Origin of the sequence: Acidovorax carolinensis (assembly GCF_002157145.1) — a bacterium.
Taxonomy (GTDB): Bacteria; Pseudomonadota; Gammaproteobacteria; order Burkholderiales; family Burkholderiaceae_C; genus Acidovorax; species Acidovorax carolinensis.
On sequence record NZ_CP021361.1, the window covers coordinates 1,603,543 to 1,617,604 of the forward strand.

Consider the following 14,062-nt stretch of genomic DNA (forward strand, 5'->3'; position numbering starts at 1 on the left):
CTGTATGACGATCAGTGGCAGGCCTGCTGATTGTTAACGATGCGCTTGAGGGCCTCGGTATCCAGAATGCGGACATGGCGCTGTTTCACTTCCACGGTGCCTTCTTCCACAAATTTCGAGAACGTGCGGCTCACGGTTTCCAGTTTGAGTCCCAGGTAACTGCCAATTTCTTCCCGCGTCATCCGCAATACCAGTTCGGATTGCGAGAACCCACGGGCGTGCAGGCGTTGCACCAGATTGAGAAGGAACGCCGCAAGACGCTCTTCGGCGCGCATGCTGCCGAGCAAAAGCATTACACCGTGCTCGCGAACGATTTCGCGGCTCATGATCTTGTGAACATGGTGCTGCAGGGCGTTGACTTCGCGCGACAGTTCTTCGATGCGATCAAAGGGCATGACGCACACTTCGGCGTCTTCGAGGGCGATGGCGTCGCAGGTATGGTGATCGTTGACGATGCCGTCGAGCCCAATAATCTCACCGGCCATCTGAAAACCCGTGACCTGGTCACGCCCATCTTCCGTGGCGACGCAGGTCTTGAAAAATCCTGTGCGAATGGCATAGAGAGAAGTGAATGACTCTCCATTGCGAAAGAGGGTACCGCCACGCTTGATCTTTCGTCGCACGGCCACGATGTCGTCAATGCGTTGCAACTGCTGTTCGTTCAAACCTACGGGCATGCACAGTTCTCGCAGGTTGCAGTTGGAACAGGCGACTTTGATGGTTTGCGGATTCATGGACACTGGAACCTGGTTGGGCCGGGATAATTGGCTGATATCTGTTGGGACGCAATTGTCCCGCGCTGCGCGCCCGGCGGCTGATATGAATCAAATTGTCACCGCTGCGTCCCTTCATGTTCTTGATTAAAGTCAAGGACGTCGGTCGAAGGGTACGGCACAGTATCAATGCACGCAAGGATATTTTCCCATGACCGCTGTTTCACCAGAACTTCTGCGCCGTTTTGACGTGCCAGGACCTCGTTATACCTCCTATCCCACCGCAGATCGGTTTGTGGAGGCGTTTGGGCAAGAGGACTATGTGCTGGCGCTCTCGCAGCGCCGGGTGGGTACCACGGCCATGGCGCTGCCGCTGTCCCTGTACGTCCACATTCCGTTTTGCGAATCGCTGTGTTACTACTGCGCTTGCAACAAGATCATCACCAAGCACCATGACCGTGCCGATGTGTATTTGCGCTATCTGAGCCGCGAAATTGATCTGTACACGGCCCACTGTGGCACCGGGCAGGTAGTCAGTCAGCTTCACTTGGGCGGGGGCACGCCAACCTTTCTGTCGGATGACGGCCTGCGGCAGCTCATGGCAACGCTGCGTCGCAGCTTCTCGCTTGCTCCGGGCGGCGAATACTCCATTGAGGTCGATCCCCGCACAGTCACTGCCGATCGCTTGGCAGTGCTGGCTGAGCTGGGTTTCAACCGGCTGAGCTTCGGCGTGCAGGATTTCGATACCGAGGTGCAGAAGGCGGTGCACCGTATCCAGCCGGCAGATCAGGTGTTTGCGCTGGTGGAGGCATCCCGCGCCCTGGGCTTTGAGTCCGTCAACGTGGACCTGATCTACGGGCTGCCACGCCAGACGCCCGAGTCGTTTGACCGTACATTGGCACAGGTGGTGCAATTGCGCCCCGACCGGATTGCCTTGTACGCCTATGCCCATCTACCCGATCGTTTCAAGCCGCAGCGGCGCATCATATCGACTGAGTTGCCTGCAGCGTCTGCCAAGGTGACCATGCTGTCGCGCTCGCTGGACGCATTCATGGACGCGGGTATGTCTATGTGGGCATGGACCACTTTGCCCTGCCCACCGATGCTTTGGCTGTTGCCAAACGGCAGGGGCGACTGCATCGCAACTTTCAGGGCTACAGCACCCAGCCCGATTGCGATCTCATTGGCCTGGGCGTGTCAGCCATCGGCAGGGTGGGTGCCACCTACAGTCAGAACGCCAAGTCGCTGGAGGAGTACTACGACCACCTGGACCAGGGGCGCTTGCCCGTGGTGCGAGGATTGGCCCTGAACCGTGACGATCTGGTGCGCAGGGCTGTCATCATGGCGCTCATGTGCCAGGGCGAATTGCAGTTTGAACCCCTCGATCAGGCGTGGCTCATTGATTTTCGGAAGTATTTCGCTCCCGAACTGGAGCAGTTGGAGACCATGGCCGAGCAAGGGCTTGTCGTGTTGAGTGCCGAGGGCGTCAAGGTGACCTCCATGGGCTGGTTTTTTGTGCGCGGCATCGCGATGGTGTTTGACCGCTATCTGCAGGCTGACCGCAATCGGGCGAGGTTTTCGCGCATCATCTAGGGTGACCATTCCAACGGAGTATCAGGTTTCATGCTTGCGCCCCTCGCCGTAACGGCCTTGCTCATGGGGCTCGCCGGTGGGCCTCATTGCTTGGCCATGTGCTCTGCACCTTGCGGTGCGCTCGTGGGTCAAGCGACGACCTGTTCGACCACAGGTGATGCCAGCAACACCACCTCTCGGCCGGTACTGTGGCGTCCCCAGGGTGGGGTGCCGCGCCGGTTGCTTGCGTTCCACGTCGGGCGGCTGTCGGGCTATGCCGGGGCGGGCGCCCTTGCGGCGTTAGCCATGGACAGTCTGGCTTGGCTGACGCAGCAAACCATGGCCCTGAGTCCGGTATGGACCCTGATGCATGTCGCGGTCATGGCCTGGGGGTTGATGATGATGGTGCAGGCGCGCCAGCCTGCCTGGGTGGAGCAGGCCGGTCGCACGGCCTGGCGCCGTGTGCAACCCCTTGTCCGTGCACCGGGCGGGCTGATGGTGGCGGGAGCGCTTTGGGCGCTCATGCCCTGCGGATTGCTTTACTCTGCGTTACTGGTTGCAGCGCTCAGTGGGGGCGCGCTTCAGGGCGCTGCCACCATGGCGCTGTTTGGTGTGGGCAGTGGCCTGTGGCTGGTGGGCGGCCCTTGGGTGTGGGGCAAGTTGCGTTCACACCTCAATGCCGCGCGGGTCAATTGGGGAACGCGGCTGGCGGGCGCATTGTTGGTGGGGGTGGCAGGCTGGGCTTTGTGGATGGACCTGGTCTATAAGCCCTCGCTCTGGTGCCGGTAGTCGATAGTCTCCGGGCTCGAGCGGGTAGCTCTGGGCAGCAGCCTCAGGTACTTTTGACGGTTCTGTGTCGCAGAGTTGCCCGACGCTGCAGCTTTTTGGCTGCGAAGCGCGCGCTGGATGGCGAAATGGCGATAATTGCTGTAACTGTTGGTGGAATTCATATCACCATGTTTCGCCCCCTGTGTCGTGAATTCTTCGCTCCTCATTGATATCAGCCAGCTTCGTGTCGGCATGTACGTTCAGCTCGATTTGGGCTGGATGCGTCACCCGTTCCCGGTGAGCAGCTTTCGCATCGTGTCCGCAGACCAGATCGCCACCCTCAGGGAGCTGGGTCTCAAAGAGGTGCGTTACTTCCCCAAAAAAAGCGATCCTGAACTGTTTGCGCCGGATGCGGTCCCCGGCGACGCGCCCGACACCCTTGCTGCGGAATTGGGCGCAGACGCAGTGACCGTGGTTTCTGCTGACGAGGATTCCATCGCGGACCAGAACCGTGCCCACCTGCAGCTGCAGAACCGGGTGCTGGCCGCGTGCAACCAGCGCTTCGGCGAAGCCACCCGGCAATACCAGGCGGTGGAGCGTGCGGTCGCAGAGCAGCCCGGCTTGGCTCGCACCCAGTGCGAGGCGGTGGTGTCGGATTGCCTGAGGGAGTTGCTCGCGAACGGCGACTCCGTGATCCGTCTCCTGTCAGAGGGCGTGGGCGAGAGCAGCGCACTGCATCCGGTCAACGTGATGGTCATCAGCCTCTTGCTGGGCAAGGCGCTGGGCATGAAAAGCCCTGAACTGCACGAACTCGGTATCGCTGCGCTGCTGCACGATCTGGGCAAGCTCAACGTGCCGACCGCCGGCTTCATGCCGGCCGAACGGCAGCGTTATGAGTCCCATGTAGGGCAGTCAGTCACCTTCGCGCAATTGATGGGCTTGTCTGATTCGGTCTTGACAGCGATTGCGCAGCACCATGAAATGGCAGACGGCAGCGGATTTCCCTTGCATCTTGTGGGCGAGGACATGGGACGTCCGGGCCAGATTTTGGCCTTGGTCAACCACTACGACCGGATGTGCAATCCCGCGGCAGGTGTGGATGCCTTGACGCCCCACGAAGCCCTGTCGGTGATGTTTGCCCAGCTCAAATCCCGCTTTGATCCGGTGGTGCTCGGCGCCTTCATCCGCATGATGGGCGTGTATCCGCCGGGATCGGTGGTCCAGCTTGTCAACGACCGCTACGCCATCGTGGTGTCGGTCAACTCGTCCAGGCCGCTTCGGCCCAAAGTGATCGTTCACGATTCCCGGGTTCCCAAGGATGAGGCACCGGTGCTGGACCTGGAGGCGATGCCTGAACTGGGCATACGTCGCAGCCTGAAACCTGCCCAGTTGCCGCGCGATTCCCTCGACTACCTTTCGCCCCGTCAGCGGATCTGCTATTTTTTTGAGCGCGCGGTGGATCCCGGTCCTGACGAGGCGCAAGCGTGAGCCAGTTGCCACCGCAGTCTTGGCTGGACGGCCTGCTGGAGGCGGTGTGGCTTGTGGATGGCAACAGCTTACTTATCCTGCAGGCGAACAGGGCGGCCGAGCAACTGGCCGGCAGGTCCGCAGTTGACATGGTGGGCAAGCCGGTGACATGCCTGGCGGCAACGCCCGAGGATCACGCATTCTGGGCTGGGCCCCTTGCCACCCTTTTGGAGGGCATTCGCTCGCATACCAGTGTGTTGCGGCCAGATGGCTTGCTGGTGCCAGTCGATCGCAGTGTGAGCTGTGTGGACCAATGCACTGGTCATGCGGTTCTCATGCTGACGATGCTCGATCGCAGTAGCCAGGAGGCCACAGAACAGGAGTTGGAGACCCTGCTTTCGGAATTGCGCGCCACCCTCGACTCCGCTGCGGACGGCATGCTGGTGTGCGGTCTTGACGGGCGTGTGCGCGCCTTCAACCAGCGGTTGGCGCAAATCTGGAGCATTCCCCGCGACCTCCTGGTGCAGCGCAACGACACTGCGGTGCATGACCATATGGCCTCAAGAGTGGTGGATCGCCAGGACTACCAGGAACGCCTGATTGCCATCGAGCGTGAGCCGCTGCTGGAGACCGCCGACATCCTGCAGTTGCACGGTGGCATGACGGTGGAGCGTCGCGTTGTGCCCCAACTTCACCAGGGCCGCCCCGTGGGGCGCGTGTATTCGTTCAGGGATATCACCCGCCAAGCCGAGATGCAGGCCAGCTTGCGCCTGGCTGCACGGGTTTTCGATTCCAGCCTGGATGCGATTTTCATCGCAGACAGCCGGCACCATTTGATGCGCATGAACCCCGGTTGCGAGCGATTGGTAGGCCCCTGTGCAGACGCTTTCGTGGGGTGTATGGCGGCGTCCCTTTTCGGTAACGGGTCGGATTCCTCGTTCATGGAGCAGGTACTGGCGGGTTGGAATAGCGACGGCTACTGGGAGGGTGAGCTCTGGCTGCCCCGCGACAACGGCGCCTACTGCGCCGTGCAACTTTCCTGGGTGGCCCTGCGCGATGACGAAGGCCGACTGGTGCAAAGCATTGGCTTCATGCGAGACCTTACGTTGCAGCATGCTGCCCAAAAACGCATTGAAGAGCTCGCGTACAGCGATGTTCTGACCGGTCTGCCCAACCGGCTGCTGCTGTCTCAGCGCGTGGATACCGCAATCCAGGGCGCTCGTGCCAGCGACACGGGTTTTGCCATCCTTTTCCTGGACCTCGACCGGTTCAAGATCATCAATGACTCTCTCGGTCATCCTTTTGGGGATCGGGTATTGCAGTTGGTCGCCGAGCGTCTGCAGGCCTGTCTGCGACAGACGGACATGCTCTGCCGCCTCGGTGGCGATGAGTTTGTGATCTACCTGCATGGGGCCGACGCCGTTGTGGCGGAAAGCGTGGCGCGCAGGATCCTGGATGACATGCTCAGCCCCTATTTGCTCGATGGCATGGGGTTCTCCATCCAGTGCAGCATCGGCATGGCGTTGTATCCGCAGGACGGGGCCACTCTCGACGACCTCATCAAGCAGGCTGATACAGCCATGTACCGTGTCAAGGATCGGGGGCGTGGCAGCTATGGCTTCTACCAGCCGCAGATGAACGCGAACCTGTTGTCTCGAATGAAGCTCGAGCACGCCATGCGCCAGGCGCTGGGTGAGCAGCGTCTGGACGTGCATTACCAGCCCCAGGTGAATCTCCTTACCGGCAGGATCGTTGGGGCGGAAGCGCTCATCCGCTGGACGGATCCCGAGTTTGGTGCGGTGTCACCCGCACAGTTTGTGCCCTTGGCCGAGGAGTCGGGCTATATCGTGACGCTGGGGGCGTGGGTCATGGAGCAGGCCGTGCGCGAGGCCGCCCAATGGATGCACGAGGGCATGCCCATTTTGGTGTCCGTCAATGTGTCTGCCCTGGAGTTTCGCCAGACTGATTTTGTTGAACGCGTGACCCGTCTGCTGGCCGTGCACCAGTTGCCACCGACCTTGCTGGAACTGGAGCTGACCGAAACCATCCTGCTGCAGGACGCGCAGGAAATGGAGCTGCGATTGGGCGCCCTTGCAGGGCTTGGTGTGGGACTGGCGATTGACGACTTTGGTACGGGCTACTCCAGTCTGGCCTACCTGAAGAAGCTGCCCATCCACAAGCTCAAGATCGACCAGTCATTTGTGCGGGGCCTGCCCGAGGACGACGGCGACCGCGCCATTGTCAGTGCCATCATCAGCATGGGGCATGCGCTGCGTATCGAAGTGGTGGCAGAGGGGGTGGAAACCACCACCCAGCGTGCCGTGCTGCAGCAGATGCAGTGTGAGCATTTTCAGGGGTTCCTGTGCTCACCTGGCCTGCCCGCGGCCGAGTTCCGCCAGTTGTTGGGCAAATCCACCCACGGACTGGCGCAGTTTGCGCCAGCGACGCCGATCATTTAAATCGCGACCATGTTCTCCGGCCGGTGCATGGACCGGACCGCCGCATGATGCGGCCGCCCACGCATCGCTGGGTGCTGGTTCAGAAGGCCGACAAGCCTTTCCAGAGCATGTAGGCTGCCAGCATGAGAAGCAGGCTGGCAAAAACGCGTTTGAGCTGTTTGACCGGCAGTTGGTGCGCAGCCCGGGCACCCAGGGGCGCGGTCAGAACGCTGCACGTGGCAATCACTGCCAGAGCAGGCAGCCAGATATAGCCCAGCGAGGCAGGGGGCAGGTCCGCCACGGATTGACCGCCCACCGCATAACCCACCACATTCGCCAGGGCAATGGGAAAGCCGAGTGCCGCGCTGGTGGCAACCGCATTGTGAATGGCCACGTTGCACCAGGTCATGAACGGCACGCTGACAAACCCACCGCCCGCGCCCACCAGGCCGGACAGGAAGCCAATCAGCCCGCCCGCCACGAGTTGCCCACCGGTTCCCGGCATCTGCCGGGACGGCGCCGGCTTCTTGTCCAGAAACATCTGAAAGGCCGAGAAGCTCACGAAAAGCCCAAAGAAGATCGCCAGAAATGCACCCTTGAGCAGCGCGAAAACACCTAGGCTCGCTACCAGCCCGCCCAGCACGATGCCGGGCGCCAGCCGACGCACGATGTCCCAGCGCACGGCTCCCCGCTGGTGGTGTGCGCGAACGCTGGAAACCGAGGTGAACATGATGGTTGCCATGGAGGTGGCAATAGCCATCTTGACGGCAAGACCGGGTGCCACGTGCTGGTGACCCAGGATGTAGGTCAGAAAAGGCACCAGCAGCATACCGCCGCCAATGCCGAGCAGCCCCGCCAGAAAGCCGGTGCCCAGACCGAGGACTCCGAGTTCAACAATCAGAAGGGGGTCGAGCATCATGGGAAAGAATTCGGGAAGTCTGAATGTGCCGCATCGGCGCCGCATGTTTGAGCGCCGACGGAGAAGAAAAGAGGGTGTCTGCAAGTGCCACCGGACCGGCATCCTGAACCGGGGGTTCAGGTGGGCGAGGGCAGCCAGGCGTTGGGTTCATCTGACGCGAGATGATCACGCTCACCGGGCAATGTACCAAGCCCGTGCTCAGTGAGCATTGGTTCAAGGAAATATAAAGCCCGGCAGCACCGCAGACGCCGCTATTGTAGGCGTTGGCCGCGCGAACTGCAGGCACTGCGCGATGTAAAGATGGCAACCGACGATGCGCCGCAGGGCTTGCCTCAGAGCAGTCGTCCGTCATCGCCCAGGGCCTCATCCAGTCGCTGCACGAGCGACTGCAGCCGCTGGGTATCGGTGCTTGCTTCAAGCGGCTGGCTGGCGGGCCCACTGGCATGGGTTGGGGTGGCTTGAGGGGCAGGCGCAGCCGCCAGAGCGGTGGCATCGCGGTCGGCGATGTCAAACGCAAGGTTCAGTGCGGCCAGCACCGCAATGCGTTCGCGCGACCGCACCTTGCCGGCGTCGCGTATGCGCGTCATGGCGGTGTCCACACGCTCCACCGCCTCCAGCAGCCGGGACTCGTGCCCTTCGGGGCAGGACAGCAGATAGCTTTGCTGCAGGATCTGCACCTCGATTTGCTTCATTCGGAATCCTTGGGGGGCGGAGCGGGAGGCAGGCGTTCCAGCAATGCATCCACGCGGGCGCGGGCAGCGCTCAGGCGCGATTTGAGGGAGTCGCGCTCCTGCGTGAGGGCCGCCACCTGGGTGGTCAGCAGGGCGTTGGTGCGTTGGAGTTCCGCGTGGCGCAAGAGCAGCCGCTCAACGCGTTCGGCGATCTGGTCGATGGTGGAGGGAGCGTCCATACAGCCCGCGATTGTAGGGGGGCGCACCCGGAATGCCCTTAAAATCACGCCGTTGGTGCTCGCGGTGTGGTTCACATACCGCAGTTCAACGGGAAGCAGGGAGGTTTCACCAAACATGGTGCGCCCAGCCTGCGCTGCCCCCGCAACGGTCAGCGGACGAATCATTCGATTCCCTCTCCATTCACAAGCCACTGGGCGCCTTGAACAAGCGCCTGGGAAGGCATTGGAGGGCGTTCCGCCAGCCCGGATACCGGCCAACACGGTGGTTGCGTGCGCCTTTTAGGCAAACGCAACCTTGTCTCCCACATGCTGGCGGGGAAGCCGGCTCGGGTTGTTTGTTGACGATGATTCCTATGAAAAACCGTAACCCTCGTGCGCGCCGTGTTGCGCCGCTGTGCCTGCGCCCTTGCGTGCTGGCTGTTCTGTCTTTGGTGTCCGCCCACGCGGTGCAAGCGCAGTCGCTCGCTGCACCCATGCTGCTGGCGCAAAACGCGCGCATGCCGTCACTGCAAGACACCGTGGTGACCGCCACGCGCACCGAGCAGCCCCTGGCCGATCTGGTGGCCGATGTGTCCATCGTGGACCGCGAAACCATCGAAAGCAGCGGTGCCACGGGCCTGGCCGATGTGCTGGCACGACTTCCGGGCATCGAGATTTCGCGCAACGGTGGCGCAGGCAACGCCAGCAGCGTTTTTCTGCGCGGCGCCGAGTCGCGATTCACGGCGGTCTATATCGACGGCGTGCGCATTGACTCGCAGTCCACCGGCGGCGCGCAGTGGGAGCAGATCCCGCTGTCGCAGATCGACCGCATCGAAGTGCTGCGTGGCCCGGCCGCTGCGGTCTATGGATCGGACGCGATTGGCGGCGTGATCCAGCTTTTCACCCGCCGGGGCGAAGGCCCCGCCAAGCCCTATGTGGGCGTGGGCATTGGCAATCAGGGCACCCGCAAGATCGAGGCCGGTGTCAGCGGCTCGGCCGGGCAGGACGGTGCGTTCGATTATTCGCTGGGCATTGCGCGCGAAATCAGCGATGGTTTTGACGTCAAGGTCAGCGGTGCCCATAACCCCGACCGCGATGGCTATCGCAGCACCTCTGGCAATGCCCGGTTGGGCTTGCGCATCAATGCCCAGCATCGCCTGGATGCGACGCTGCTGGCCAGCCGCATGAACGCGGGCTATGACAATACCTCCTTCAGCGCGGCCAGGCCCGTAGATGACCGCAGCCTGAACCGCCTGCGCACGGCAGGGCTTACCTGGGCGGCGCAATGGTCGGACGCCTACAGTACGCGTGTGTCGGTCACCGATTCGGTCAACCGCTACGAAACCACGCCTTCGCCTTACCTCACCGAGACCAAGCTGCGTGGCTACCTTTGGCAAAACGATTTGCGCTGGGGTTCCCATCGCTTCAGTGCAGCCCTGGAGCGTCGTGAAGACACGTTGCACAACGATCCCATTGACCGCAGCCGGTCACAGGATGCGCTTGCGCTGGGCTATGGCTTTAACGCGGGGCGCCATACTGTGCAACTCAATGCTCGCCATGACTCCGACAGCGAGTTCGGTGGCAAGGACACGGGCAGCGCGTCCTATGGCTACGCGTTTGCTTCGCACTGGCGCGCCACGGCCTCGGTGGGCACGGCGTTCCGGGCACCCACGCTGTACCACCGGTTCAGCGAATACGGCGTGGCCACGCTGCAACCCGAGAGCAGCCGCAACGCCGAGCTGGGTCTGCGCTACGCGCAAGACCGCAGCAGCTTCTCGGTGGTGGCCTACAGAAACCGGGTCTCCAACCTGATCTCGTTCGTGGGCGCAGGCACGTGTGCATCGCCCTTCGGTTGCTATGCCAACACGGCCCGCGCGCAGTACGAGGGCGTGACCTTTGTCGGGTCTTACCACCTGTCGGGTGTGCAGCTCCATGGATCGCTTGATGTGCAAAATCATCGTGACCTCGACACGGGCAAGCAATTGGCCCGACGGGCCAAGCGCCATGCCACGGTCGGCGCCGACACGCGCATCGCCGGCTGGACGCTGGGCGCCGAAGTGCAGGCCTCGGGCCGCCGCTTTGACACTGTGGCCAACACCAATGTGCTTGGGGGATATGCGCTGGTCAATCTGTACGCAAGCACCCGTCTTGCCCGCGACTACACCGTGCTGGCCCGCATCGACAACCTGGCCGACAAGGACTACCAGCTGGCCCGCACCTACGCCACGCCGGGCCGCACGCTGTATGTCGGCGTGAAGTGGGCACCGCAGTGAATATGGCCCCCGCGCTCTCTCACTCCGTGTGGTCGCTGCCCCCCGAGGGGGCGCAGCCTTGCTTGGGGCGGCCCGGCGCGGCGGCTCAGTCTCTTGTCGGGACGCGCTCAGCATGACCACACCGCCATCGGCCCGCTGCCCCGCGCTTCTGATTGCCGCACCCGCTTCCGGTCAGGGCAAGACCACCGTCACCGCGGCCCTTGCGCGGCTGCATGTGCGCAGGGGTCTTGAGGTGCGGGTGTTCAAGTGCGGGCCCGATTTTCTGGATCCGCACTGGCACCAACTGGCCAGCGGTGCCCCGGTGCACCAGCTTGACCTGTGGATGACCGGCCATGCCGATTGCGTGCGGCGCCTGCATGCGGCGGCGCAAGAGGCCGATCTCATCCTCATCGAGGGCGTGATGGGACTTTTTGACGGCGATCCCAGCGCCGCCGATCTGGCACAGCGTTTCGGTGTACCGGTGCTGGCTGTGGTGGACGCGTCTGCCATGGCAGGCACCTTTGGTGCGCTGGCGTTTGGCCTCCAGCACTACCGCCCGGGCCTGCCCTGGGCGGGCGTGCTGGCCAACCGGGTGGGCAGCGCGCGCCATGCCGGCATGTTGCAGGCGGGCCTGCGGGAGCCCCAGGATTGGCTGGGTGCCTTGATGCGGGTGAGCTCGGGCACCGACATGGGAACCGCCCGGGCTGCCGGGGCCTTGCTGCCCGAACGGCATCTGGGCCTGGTGGCGGCACACGAGTTGCGCGACAGCCAGCAGCGCCTGGATGCCGCCGCCGATGCGCTGGCGGCCACGCCGCTGGGGCAGATGACGGCCCAGGACCTGCAGCGCTGGGCGGTGGATTTCCCCGCGCCCGCGCACACGGATGCGGTGCCTGGCTTGCTTGCGGGCCGCACGGTGGCCGTGGCGCGCGATGCCGCGTTCTGCTTCATCTACACCGCCAACGTGCAGTGCCTCACGCAGATGGGTGCGCGCGTGGTGTTTTTTTCGCCTCTGCATGACGCAGCGCTGCCCGAATGCGACGCCGTGTGGCTGCCCGGTGGCTACCCCGAGCTGCACACCGCGCCAATCGCGGCCAACACCGGCATGCAGGCCAGCCTGCGTGCGCATGTGGCTGCAGGCAAGCCGCTCTGGGCCGAGTGCGGCGGCATGATGGCGCTGTTCGAATCCATCACGCTGGCCGACGGCAGCATGGCCCCGCTGTGGGGGTTGCTGCCCGGCCGCGTGACCATGCAAAAGCGGCTGGCGGCGCTGGGGCCGCAGCAGCTGGACGTGGCGGGGCACACCCTGCGCGGCCACACGTTTCACTATTCGACCAGCGACAGCAGCGCCACCGTGGTGGCCCGCACGACCCGGCCGGATGAAGCGCCCGCGCCGGATTCTGGCGAGGTGCTGTACCAGCAGGGCAGCATCCACGCCAGCTACTTTCATGCGTGGTTTCCGTCCAGCCCCGAGGCTGTGGCCCATCTGCTCGACGCAGTGCCCGTATGACCATGCCGCACGTACCCATCACCACCGAACTCATCCTGGGCGGTCAGAAAAGCGGCAAGTCGCGCCGCGCCGAGCTGGTGGCGCGCGACTGGCTGGCGCAATCGGATGAACACCGCGCTGTGCTCATCGCCACGGGCCAGGCCTGGGATGATGAGATGCGCGAGCGCATCGCGCGCCACCGGCGCGACCGCGCCGAGCGTGTGCCGGGCCTGCAGACCATCGAGGAACCGCACGACGTGGCCGCCGCCGTGTCGCAGCACAGCACGGCACAGACCCTGGTGGTGGTGGACTGCCTCACGCTGTGGCTCACCCACTGGACGATGCCCATGGGGCTGGAAGACATGAATTTGGAGCAAAAACAGGCGCTAGCGCTTGACTGGAAAGCGCAGGTAGCTATGTTTTTGGAAGTGATTCGGCAGCCCCCGGGGCCCGTTGTTCTGGTGGGCAACGAAATCGGCCTGGGGGTTATCCCGATCGGTCGCGAAGTGCGCGCCTTTGTGGATGCCCTGGGCACGCTGAACCAGCAGGTGGCACAGGTGTGCCCCCGCGTCACCCTCATGGCCGCCGGGCTGCCATTGACTTTGAAAGAACCCCGTTCATGAAACCGACTCCCGTGCGCCGCATCCTGTGGGTGATTGCGATTCTTATTGCGCTGGGCTTGCTCATGGCCGGGCTGGCGCAGGCGCAGGCGCAGCCGGTGCACATCACCGATGACCGGGGCCGCGCCGTGGCGCTGCCGCGTTCGCCCCAGCGCATCGTGAGCCTGCTGCCCTCGCTGACCGAAAGCGTGTGTGAATTGGAGCAGTGCCACCGCCTCGTTGGGGTCGACCGCTATTCCAACTGGCCCGACGCTGTGGTGGGCAAGCTGCCTAAAGTGGGCGGCGGGCTGGACCCGAGCATTGAGGCCATCGTGGCCCTCAAGCCCGATGTGGTGTTGATGTCTGTCAGCTCGCGCGCCAGCGACCGGCTGGAGGCGCTGGGCATCACGGTAGTGGCCCTGGAGCCCAAGACCCACGCCGATGTGCGCCGCGTGCTCGGCGCCGTCAGCGACCTGCTGGGCGTGCCCCGCGCGCAAGGCTCCGACCGCCTCTGGCGCGTGATCGATGCGGGTGTGCAGGCGGCGGCGCAGTCGCTGCCACCCAGGGCCAAAAATGCGCGCGTGTACTTCGAGGTGAGCCGCGGGCCTTATGCGGCGGGCGAGGCATCGTTCATCGGCGAATCGCTCACCCGGCTGGGGGTGCGCAATGTGGTGCCCGCATCGCTCGGGCCTTTTCCCCGTCTGAACCCCGAGTTCGTGGTGCGCGCCAACCCCGACATCATCATGATCGGCAACCGCAGCATGCAGGCCATGGTGCCGTACCCCGGCTGGGCCAGCATGCGCGCCATCCGTGAGAACCGGCTGTGCGTGTTCGGCCCCGGCGATTCCGACGTGGTGGTGCGCCCGGCCCGCGCATGGCCGAGGCCGCCCGCATCATGGCGCGCTGCCTGGTGGAAAAAACACCCCCTGAGTCGCCTGCGGCGCCTTCCCCCTATCCTG

Annotated in this window: 10 protein-coding genes, 1 other RNA gene, 2 pseudogenes and 1 riboswitch; of the genes and pseudogenes, 8 read left to right on the top strand and 5 right to left on the bottom strand. The window is 63.6% G+C overall.

The genetic code is table 11. From position 1 onward, the window contains the following. Positions 1-11 precede the first annotated feature (11 nt). Positions 12-734 carry a fumarate/nitrate reduction transcriptional regulator Fnr gene (fnr, locus tag CBP34_RS07565; RefSeq protein WP_094097677.1) on the bottom strand — a complete coding sequence of 241 codons (723 nt, stop codon included), beginning with the start codon at positions 732-734 and terminating at the stop codon, positions 12-14. A 190-nt stretch (positions 735-924) separates the two neighbouring features. On the opposite strand from fnr, the pseudogene hemN reads away from it, so the two are divergent. The 4 genes and pseudogenes from hemN (at position 925) to CBP34_RS07585 (ending at position 6,979) form a co-directional block, all read left to right on the top strand. Continuing rightward, positions 925-2,306 (top strand): annotated as a pseudogene (gene hemN, locus CBP34_RS07570) (oxygen-independent coproporphyrinogen III oxidase). A gap of 30 nt (positions 2,307-2,336) precedes the next feature. Next, positions 2,337-3,074: a sulfite exporter TauE/SafE family protein gene (locus tag CBP34_RS07575; RefSeq protein WP_094097678.1), complete on the top strand. Its 738-nt coding sequence runs from the start codon at positions 2,337-2,339 to the stop codon at positions 3,072-3,074. Between the two features lie 186 nt (positions 3,075-3,260). Next, on the top strand, positions 3,261-4,541 hold the full coding sequence (locus tag CBP34_RS07580; protein WP_094097679.1) for an HD-GYP domain-containing protein: 1,281 nt from the start codon (positions 3,261-3,263) through the stop codon (positions 4,539-4,541). Then, positions 4,538-6,979: a sensor domain-containing protein gene (locus CBP34_RS07585; protein ID WP_094097680.1), complete on the top strand. Its 2,442-nt coding sequence runs from the start codon at positions 4,538-4,540 to the stop codon at positions 6,977-6,979. Before CBP34_RS07580 ends, CBP34_RS07585 begins: the two co-directional genes overlap by 4 nt. A gap of 79 nt (positions 6,980-7,058) precedes the next feature. Here CBP34_RS07585 and CBP34_RS07590 read toward each other — a convergent pair whose 3' ends face one another. From CBP34_RS07590 to CBP34_RS07600, 4 genes are all read right to left on the bottom strand, one after another. Next, positions 7,059-7,874, bottom strand: coding sequence for a sulfite exporter TauE/SafE family protein (locus CBP34_RS07590; protein WP_086928680.1), 816 nt, complete (start codon positions 7,872-7,874; stop codon positions 7,059-7,061). A gap of 74 nt (positions 7,875-7,948) precedes the next feature. Continuing rightward, a non-coding RNA gene (gene ssrS, locus CBP34_RS20465) (6S RNA) lies at positions 7,949-8,128 on the bottom strand. An 81-nt stretch (positions 8,129-8,209) separates the two neighbouring features. Further along, complete coding sequence (locus CBP34_RS07595) at positions 8,210-8,569, bottom strand: cell division protein ZapA (protein ID WP_094097681.1); 360 nt, start codon at positions 8,567-8,569, stop codon at positions 8,210-8,212. Continuing rightward, positions 8,566-8,787 carry a DUF904 domain-containing protein gene (locus CBP34_RS07600; protein ID WP_086927079.1) on the bottom strand — a complete coding sequence of 74 codons (222 nt, stop codon included), beginning with the start codon at positions 8,785-8,787 and terminating at the stop codon, positions 8,566-8,568. Before CBP34_RS07600 ends, CBP34_RS07595 begins: the two co-directional genes overlap by 4 nt. A gap of 36 nt (positions 8,788-8,823) precedes the next feature. Next, positions 8,824-9,060: riboswitch (cobalamin riboswitch) on the top strand. Between the two features lie 80 nt (positions 9,061-9,140). On the opposite strand from CBP34_RS07600, the gene CBP34_RS07605 reads away from it, so the two are divergent. The 4 genes and pseudogenes from CBP34_RS07605 to CBP34_RS07620 all read left to right on the top strand — a co-directional run. After that, positions 9,141-11,039, top strand: coding sequence for a TonB-dependent receptor domain-containing protein (locus CBP34_RS07605; protein ID WP_094097682.1), 1,899 nt, complete (start codon positions 9,141-9,143; stop codon positions 11,037-11,039). A 112-nt stretch (positions 11,040-11,151) separates the two neighbouring features. Then, the gene (locus CBP34_RS07610; protein ID WP_094097683.1) at positions 11,152-12,525 is read left to right on the top strand and encodes a cobyrinate a,c-diamide synthase; all 1,374 of its coding nucleotides are present in this window, start codon (positions 11,152-11,154) and stop codon (positions 12,523-12,525) included. After that, complete coding sequence (locus tag CBP34_RS07615) at positions 12,522-13,127, top strand: bifunctional adenosylcobinamide kinase/adenosylcobinamide-phosphate guanylyltransferase (RefSeq protein WP_086927081.1); 606 nt, start codon at positions 12,522-12,524, stop codon at positions 13,125-13,127. Before CBP34_RS07610 ends, CBP34_RS07615 begins: the two co-directional genes overlap by 4 nt. Then, positions 13,124-14,028 (top strand): annotated as a pseudogene (locus tag CBP34_RS07620) (ABC transporter substrate-binding protein); the annotation flags it as partial. The gene CBP34_RS07615 and the pseudogene CBP34_RS07620, both read left to right, overlap by 4 nt. Between the last annotated feature and the right edge of the window lie 34 nt (positions 14,029-14,062).

What these genes read in the sequence shown, in the direction of transcription:
- fnr (WP_094097677.1), bottom strand. Translation starts at nt 734, where the DNA reads ATGAATCCGCAAACCATCAAAGTCGCCTGTTCCAACTGCAACCTGCGA.
- CBP34_RS07575 (WP_094097678.1), top strand. Translation starts at nt 2,337, where the DNA reads ATGCTTGCGCCCCTCGCCGTAACGGCCTTGCTCATGGGGCTCGCCGGT.
- CBP34_RS07590 (WP_086928680.1), bottom strand. Translation starts at nt 7,874, where the DNA reads ATGCTCGACCCCCTTCTGATTGTTGAACTCGGAGTCCTCGGTCTGGGC.
- CBP34_RS07595 (WP_094097681.1), bottom strand. Translation starts at nt 8,569, where the DNA reads ATGAAGCAAATCGAGGTGCAGATCCTGCAGCAAAGCTATCTGCTGTCC.
- CBP34_RS07600 (WP_086927079.1), bottom strand. Translation starts at nt 8,787, where the DNA reads ATGGACGCTCCCTCCACCATCGACCAGATCGCCGAACGCGTTGAGCGG.
- CBP34_RS07605 (WP_094097682.1), top strand. Translation starts at nt 9,141, where the DNA reads ATGAAAAACCGTAACCCTCGTGCGCGCCGTGTTGCGCCGCTGTGCCTG.
- CBP34_RS07610 (WP_094097683.1), top strand. Translation starts at nt 11,152, where the DNA reads ATGACCACACCGCCATCGGCCCGCTGCCCCGCGCTTCTGATTGCCGCA.
- CBP34_RS07615 (WP_086927081.1), top strand. Translation starts at nt 12,522, where the DNA reads ATGACCATGCCGCACGTACCCATCACCACCGAACTCATCCTGGGCGGT.